The following is a 6695-nucleotide window of genomic DNA, read 5'->3' on the forward strand; positions in this document are numbered from 1 at the left end:
GTCATCCACACCATCGATCGCGTGCTCGTCCCCGCGTCCTGAACTGACTCGTCCGCCCGGTTCCGCCGCGTGCGGGGCCGGGCGGGCGCCTCAGCTCGGAGCCAGCACGCCGGGGCCGGCGACCCGCGCGTTCAGGTCACCCGATAGGCGGTGTAGCGCACCGACGCGGCGTCGCGGAGGCAGGACGCGACGAACACCGCATGCTCGAGCGGCGCCAGGACGGGCGCCGACGTCTCGACGCGCAGCGTGGTGCGGAAGTAGTAGGCGTCCGGCGCGACATCCTCCCCGGCCAGCAGCGCCGCGAGCACCTCGGGAGGCCCGCTGCGCACCCCGGACACCTGCAGATAGAGGAGTGACCCGTCGGCGGTGCGGGCGGAGTATCTGCCGTCGATCTCGAGGGCGCCGTCGGTGCGGACGAGCTGCCAGTCCGCTCCGCCGGGGAGGATCGTCGCCTCGACTTCTCCGGTGATCGTGCCGCCCAGGATCGGAATGATCCGCCGGTGCCCGGCGCGGGTGACGCCGTAGTCGTCCACCCCGCCGAGGTGCACCACCACGTCGAAAGCCGGCGCCAGCTCCGGCACCGTGGGCGTGCTCACGCGGCCCCCTCGTCGTTTGCGAGGCGCCGCTGCTCGACGAGCGCGTCGCGCAGGCGCTCGAGTGCCGGGACGGCGGCTTCCAGCGCGACGCGGTCCTCCGGCGAGAGGGATGCCGCGGCATCCGCCACGATCGCCGCCGAGGCGCGGTCGAAGCGGTCGAAGTATCCGAGCGCCTCGTCGGAGGCGGCGACGTCCACCTGGCGCCGATCGTCGGTGCGCGCCCGTCGCGTCACGAGGCCGGCGCGCTCCATCGACGCGAGGAGGTTGCTGATCGTCGAACGCCCGAGTCCCAGCGTCTGCGCGAGCCCGCTGGGCGAGGCGACGGTGCCGCGGGGGAGTGCGCGCATCACTTCGATCTGCGCATCCGCGATGTCGGGGAGGTTCTCCCGGTCGCGGGCGGCCGCGAGGAGTGCCCGGCGCAGCGGGGAGATGACTGCCGCGAGGCGAGTCGCATCGAGGCTCACCGCGCCACCGTCGCGCTCAGCGAGGCGCGCACATTGAGCACGTCGGGGTGGAAGCCCGCCGCGCGCTTGTACGACGCGGCGATCTCGACGAGCTCGGTCTCGGGGATGACGTCGTGCACGTGACCGAAGCCCTCGGGCGCCCGTTCGTGCGCCAGGTGCATGACGCGCTCCGGTCCGGTCTGGCGCGTCATCTCGAGCAGCGCGGTGGTGGCGGGACGGCGGGCTGCCTCGTAGGCCGCCAGGGCTTCGCCCATCGAGGCGGAGGTCGCGAGGTGGAACGCGAGGGTGCGGGCATCGAGGATCGCCTGCGACCCGCCGTTGGAGCCGTTCGGGTACATGGCGTGCGCCGCGTCGCCCAGCAGCGTCGTGCGGCTGCGTGTCCAGGCCGGCAGCGGATTGCGGTCCACCATCGGATACTCGAGGATCTCGTCGGCGGCCGCGATCGTGGCGGGCACGTCGAGCCAGTCGAACCTCCAGTCGCGGAACAGCTCGGCGATCGGCGTCGGGTCCACCGACCGGTTCCAGTCCACGTCGGGACTCCCGACGCCCCGGCGCTCGGCGATGAAGTTCACGCGTGCGCGGCCCGAGGCATCCGGTGCCGAAAGCGGGTAGGCGACGAACTTCTGATCGCCGTCTCCGGCCATGATCATCGACCTCCCGTCCAGGTAGGACGGGACGACCGCCGTGCCGCGCCACAGCGTCAGGCCGCTCCACACCGGGTCGCCATCCGCCGGGTGGTGCAGCGCACGCACGGCGGAGTGGATGCCGTCCGCCCCCACGATGACGTCGGCGGGAACCTCGACCTCGTCGTGCGCAGTCGCGAACCGGGCGACATCGGCATCGTCGCGCTCGGAGATGTCGACCAGCCGGTGGTCGGTGCGCACGACGTCGCCGAGCCGCTCCTGCACGGCGTCGAGGAGCGCAAGCTGCAGACGGCCGCGATGAACCGACAGCTGCGGCCAGCGGTAGCCTGCCTCGAGCCCCCGCGGTTCGCTCCAGATGAGCTGGCCGTGCCGGTTGTAGTAGCTGAGGGATGCCGGTGCGACACCGAGCGCGGAGATCCGGTCGGCGAGCCCGAGCTCGGTCAGTTCGCGCATGGCGTGGGGAAGCAGATTGATGCCGACGCCGAGCCCACGGATCGCGGGAACGCGGTCGAAGACCTGGATGTCTTCGAAGCCGGCCTCGTGCAGGCTCAGCGCGGTCGCGAGCCCGCCGATTCCCGCTCCGACGATGACGATGCGCATGATGCCCTCTCCGGCGCGACTGCCCTGTCGCGCTGCGGATTTTGTTTTGCTTGTGAATCATCTCCCCCCCACCCCGCTCTGGGGGCCCCACCGTGGGGGGTACGGCCGCCTGACTCGCTCCCAGGAGTCGGGGGCTCAATCGCGGCGCACTGCGCGCCAGCGCTTCATCATGTGCCTGTACCAGGCCACGCCGACGAGCGCTGTTCCGGCGAACAGCCACGCTCCGTAGGCGGGGAACAGCACGGACAAGACCGTTGCAGCGGCGATGAGCGCCGACATCCCGATGGTCAGCATCAGTTCGCGTCCGGGTTCGGTGATCACACCGAACCACGTGTGCGGTGTGCGGGTCACCGGCACGGACCTCCGCTGTACGTGTTCACCCACCAGTAGAGACCGACCACGATGTAGGGCTGCGTCGCGGTGATCTGGACGCAGCGCTTCGGGTTCGAGTTCTGCGCGACGCTCGCGTTCCACCAGATCACGCTACCGGCGAGGACACAGACCGGAAGCATGGGGCCGCAGCCGATCGAGGCGATGACACCGGCCCCACCGGACGCGATGGTCGCCGTCTCGGCGCGGTTGAACCGGATGCGGTACTGGAAGATGTTCGGCCGGTCGAACGTCGGGTCGGCCGTCACGGGGTAGGCGTGCTTGCCCGCGGCGTGGGAGACGACCTGCGTGAGCACTGCCCCGGAGGCCACGTACCGCGTCGGCACATCCGCACCGTTGGCATCCTTCGCCCACGGTGCGGCGATGTCGGCGATGATCTTCTCGACGTCCGTCGTCTCGCCGGTCTCGGGGTCGGTGACCGGTTCGACCACGTACACGATCGCACTGCCGTCCTCCTGGATCTCGACGGTCGCTCCCTCTCCGAAGTCGTACGAGAATCGCTGCGCCTGCGCGGGGCTGTCGATGACCGTGGCGACCCGGATCGCATCCTCGGCGGCGAGGACGCTGACCGACGGCGTCTTGGCGTCGCCGAGGTAGGACACCGAGCCGTCATCGGCGATCGCGGCGTCATCGAGTCTGGCGGCGGCCGGCAGCGAGAACGACAGCAGGTTCGTGCCGTCGGCCGCCGTCACCGCGATTCCGTTGGACGGGTCGGTCGCAAGGACGGTCTCGCCGCCGCCCTCGAGCGGTGCCGCGACGCCGGTGGGATGGGCGTCCAGATCGGCGGCGACGACGGCGGCGGGCGCCACCTCGGCCACGGTCTCGGCGAGGGCGTCAGCGGCAGCGTCGGGGTCCGCGGCTGCGTGAGCCGGCAGCGCTGGGATGAGCAGTGCGAGCGCGGCGATACCTGCGACGAGCGCAGAATGGCGTCGGATCTTCATGGTGTTCCTTTCATTTCTGGGGGGATGCCGGGGGATCGTCGGGCTCGGGGGACTTCTCGATCAGGGCGTCGGCCAGGATGGACGCGACGAAGCCGAGCCACGCGTCGGTGGGCGTCGCCTCACCGGCCTCGACGCGGACGAGGTAGGACTCGGAGACGTTCGCTCGTGCCGCCACCTCGCTCACGCCCAGCCCGGTCAGCTCCCGCAATGTGCGGAGAACGGTTCCGGGCGCCTGACTCATGATGGGAAAGACGCTACTGGTTTTTCCCTCCCACATGCAGGCTGTGCCGGAAGATGTGGATAACTCATTCCTCTCTGGGCCGTCCAAAGGGAAAGACTGCTACCGTTGCCGCCATGAAGGCGACCGGCGAGAGGAAAGACCTGCCCCTCACCCGCTATGCGATCGAGAGGGCGTCGCACCAGGAGCGCGCCGGGTATGCCCGCGTGCTGGTCGAACTCATCGCGCGGAGCGAGCTGCAGCAGAAAGAGCTGGCCGACGCCTCGGGCGTCACCGCGCGGACCATCCGGAACATCGTCCAGGGCAAGAGCGCGCCGCAGGCCGACAAGATCCTCGCGCTCATGCGCGCTCTCGGCGTCGACATCGACGGCGACGACGATCTCGACGTCCGTCCGTACACGAAGATGCTCGCTCCCGTCATCCGGCGCGTCGACCCCGCCCACCGGGCGGCGGCGGTCTCGGACGCGATCGGCGTGCTGTCCGACGCGGCTCTGGCGCACCCGGATCCGGCCCGTCTCGCGCAGGTAACGCCCCTGGCGCGCCGCGATGTCGGGGGTGCCGGTGATGATCTCCAGACCGTTCCGCTCGACGGTGCCCAGCTGGCGGCGACGAGGGACAACACCCCGATCGATCCGGCCCGCGGGGAGAACTGAGGACAGTCGATGAGCGTCGTTCTGGACATGCCCCAGACCTCCTTATACGGGGTCGGGGGCTTCGAGGACAAGGCTGACGTCCGCGACTACGATCCGTGGGAGCATGCTCGGATGCTCGGCATCCCCGTCGTCTACCGCACCGATCTCCCCGAGGCGGACATGGTGGCCTGCTACTCCGAGGAGTACTCCGCCATCTTCGTCCGACCCGATCTGCACGGTGCGGTCGAGCGCTGCGCGATCGCGCACGAGATCGTCCACTTCGAGCACGGCGACGTCGGGACCGATGCATCGCAGGAGGAACGCGCCGACCGCATCGCCGCTCGGCGGCTGATCCGGCCGCGTCGCCTGGCCGAGCTGGCCGGCATCACCGACGATCCTGCCGTGGTCGCGCTCGAGCTCGATGTCACCGAGAAGCTCATGCGCACCCACCTCCGGATGCAGCGCCAGAGCGGACTGCCTCGCCATGACTGAAGCCCCGCCGGACGTCCCCGTCTCGGCCGACGCGTCCGACGACACGCCGGCCGAGGTCGACGCGCGTCGCACCGTCGCGCTGATCGTGGGCGTCGCCGCCACCGTGGCGTTCGTGGTGCTGCGGACGGTCGTCGCCCTCGGCGGTCACGAGCCGCTGCCGATCGACCTGTGGTTCGACGACCTCATGCTGGCCACCCAGACCGACCTGGGTCTCGTGCTGGCCTGGATCCCGGCCGTCGTCGGCGGAACCATCGGGATGATCGTCATCGGCATCCTGCTGGTGGGCATCTTCCTGTGGCGGCGACGGCCGTGGGACGCGATCACCCTCGCGAGCGCGATCGTGCTCGTGGTGGCGATCGGCGCGCCGATGGCGGCGGTGATCGCGCGCCTGCGGCCCGAGGAGTCGCTCGCCGAGACGGTTGCGACCTCGTTCCCGTCCGGCCACACCGCCGTGGCGACGACCGTCGCCGTCACCCTCGGTCTTCTGCTGCGGCGTTGGTACGTCTGGGCGGCAGGCGCGGTGTGGGTGCTCTACATGATGTGGTGCCGCTGCTACCTCCACGCCCATTGGCTCAGCGATGTGGTCGCGGGCCTCCTCGAGGGGATCGCCGTTGCGACGATCGTCTGGGTGGCCGTCGAGGCCTTCCGCGATCGACGGGCATTGTCGGCGCAGCCGCAGAGCGCGACGAGCTGAACACCGAACCTGGGCGGCGCGCAAAAAGCAAGTCCCCGTCGTGACGACTCGAGCGGGTCTACTGTTCGGACATGACCAACGCAAAGTCGGCTGCACACGTGGTGCAGGACTCCACCGTCTTTCGCACGATCGCGCGGATCGGCTATGTCGTCCTCGGGATCGTCCACATCGTGATCGGCGTGCTCGCGATCTCGATCACCACCGGCGGCGGGCAGAACGCCGACCAGGGCGGAGCAATGGAGCAGATCCGTCAGGCGCCGCTCGGCGTCTTCGTGCTCTGGATCATCGCGCTCGGGCTGGCGGCGCTCGCCATCTGGCAGATCGCCGAGGCCGTCGCCGAGCGCGACCCCGACAGCAAGAGGAAGTGGGGCCACCGGATCAAGTTCATCGGAACAGCGGTCGCCTACATCGCCATCGCGATCACCGCCCTGGTGTACGCGCTGGGAGGTCGCTCGGACTCGTCGCAGTCGACGAAGTCGTTCAGTGCCCAGCTGATGTCGACGCCCGGGGGCGTCGCGCTCCTGATCCTCGTCGGGCTCATCATCCTCGCCGTCGGCATCGCGTTCGTCGTGCGCGGCTTCACCCGCGCCTTCGAGAAGCACCTCGATCTCCCCGCCGGAACCGCGCGAAAGGGCATCGTGGCCTTCGGCGTCGTCGGCTACGTCGCCAAGGGCGTCGCCGTGGCCGTGACCGGTGTGCTCTTCGTCGTCGCCGCACTCACCAACGACCCCGAGAGCGCCGGGGGAATCGACTCCGCCCTCCACACGCTGGCGGCACTGCCGTTCGGGCCCCTCATCCTCTGGATCGTGGGCGGCGGGCTCATCGTCTACGGCTTGTTCTGCTTCGCCCGCGCCCGCTACGCCCGCATGTGAGGCGGTGGGGCGGATGCCTCGGCCGAAGCATCCGCCACCCTCCGGTCAGTCCGCGAGCCGGGGGGTTCGCGGTGGGGCCGCTCGGCGCTCGCCCGTCGCCTCGAACGCGGCGGCGAGCGTGAGCAGCCGGGT

The 6695-nt window shown here is 70.3% G+C and carries 10 protein-coding genes; 4 read left to right on the plus strand and 6 right to left on the minus strand.

What is annotated here, in order from left to right; translation table 11 throughout:
* Positions 1-131 precede the first annotated feature (131 nt).
* The 6 genes from ACE3O1_RS14230 to ACE3O1_RS14255 all read right to left on the minus strand — a co-directional run bounded on the left by ACE3O1_RS14230 (position 132) and on the right by ACE3O1_RS14255 (position 3876).
* Positions 132-596 carry a DUF3237 domain-containing protein gene (locus ACE3O1_RS14230; RefSeq protein ID WP_374316144.1) on the minus strand — a complete coding sequence of 155 codons (465 nt, stop codon included), beginning with the start codon at positions 594-596 and terminating at the stop codon, positions 132-134.
* Positions 593-1060: a MarR family transcriptional regulator gene (locus ACE3O1_RS14235; RefSeq protein WP_374316146.1), complete on the minus strand. Its 468-nt coding sequence runs from the start codon at positions 1058-1060 to the stop codon at positions 593-595. The genes ACE3O1_RS14230 and ACE3O1_RS14235 overlap by 4 nt, the downstream gene beginning before the upstream one ends.
* Positions 1057-2304 carry a flavin-dependent oxidoreductase gene (locus ACE3O1_RS14240; protein WP_374316148.1) on the minus strand — a complete coding sequence of 416 codons (1248 nt, stop codon included), beginning with the start codon at positions 2302-2304 and terminating at the stop codon, positions 1057-1059. Before ACE3O1_RS14240 ends, ACE3O1_RS14235 begins: the two co-directional genes overlap by 4 nt.
* A gap of 135 nt (positions 2305-2439) precedes the next feature.
* Positions 2440-2661 (minus strand): hypothetical protein, encoded by a 222-nt coding sequence (locus ACE3O1_RS14245; protein ID WP_374316150.1) that lies wholly within the window; start codon positions 2659-2661, stop codon positions 2440-2442.
* Positions 2652-3635 (minus strand): hypothetical protein, encoded by a 984-nt coding sequence (locus ACE3O1_RS14250; RefSeq protein ID WP_374316152.1) that lies wholly within the window; start codon positions 3633-3635, stop codon positions 2652-2654. Before ACE3O1_RS14250 ends, ACE3O1_RS14245 begins: the two co-directional genes overlap by 10 nt.
* A 10-nt stretch (positions 3636-3645) precedes the next feature.
* Entirely contained in the window at positions 3646-3876 is a 231-nt protein-coding gene (locus ACE3O1_RS14255) for a helix-turn-helix domain-containing protein (RefSeq protein ID WP_374316154.1), read from the minus strand.
* 113 nt (positions 3877-3989) lie between these two features.
* Here ACE3O1_RS14255 and ACE3O1_RS14260 point away from each other — a divergent pair, with 113 nt between their 5' ends.
* The 4 genes from ACE3O1_RS14260 (at position 3990) to ACE3O1_RS14275 (ending at position 6563) form a co-directional block, all read left to right on the plus strand.
* Complete coding sequence (locus ACE3O1_RS14260) at positions 3990-4526, plus strand: helix-turn-helix domain-containing protein (RefSeq protein ID WP_374316156.1); 537 nt, start codon at positions 3990-3992, stop codon at positions 4524-4526.
* A gap of 9 nt (positions 4527-4535) precedes the next feature.
* Entirely contained in the window at positions 4536-4997 is a 462-nt protein-coding gene (locus ACE3O1_RS14265) for a hypothetical protein (RefSeq protein ID WP_374316158.1), read from the plus strand.
* A complete protein-coding gene (locus tag ACE3O1_RS14270; protein ID WP_374316160.1) occupies positions 4990-5691 on the plus strand; it encodes a phosphatase PAP2 family protein in 702 nt (233 codons plus the stop codon). The genes ACE3O1_RS14265 and ACE3O1_RS14270 overlap by 8 nt, the downstream gene beginning before the upstream one ends.
* A gap of 71 nt (positions 5692-5762) precedes the next feature.
* Positions 5763-6563, plus strand: coding sequence for a DUF1206 domain-containing protein (locus ACE3O1_RS14275; RefSeq protein WP_374316162.1), 801 nt, complete (start codon positions 5763-5765; stop codon positions 6561-6563).
* The last annotated feature ends 132 nt before the right edge of the window (positions 6564-6695 follow it).

The sequence above is a fragment of the Microbacterium sp. genome (assembly GCF_041909575.1).
In the GTDB taxonomy this organism is placed as follows: domain Bacteria; phylum Actinomycetota; class Actinomycetes; order Actinomycetales; family Microbacteriaceae; genus Microbacterium.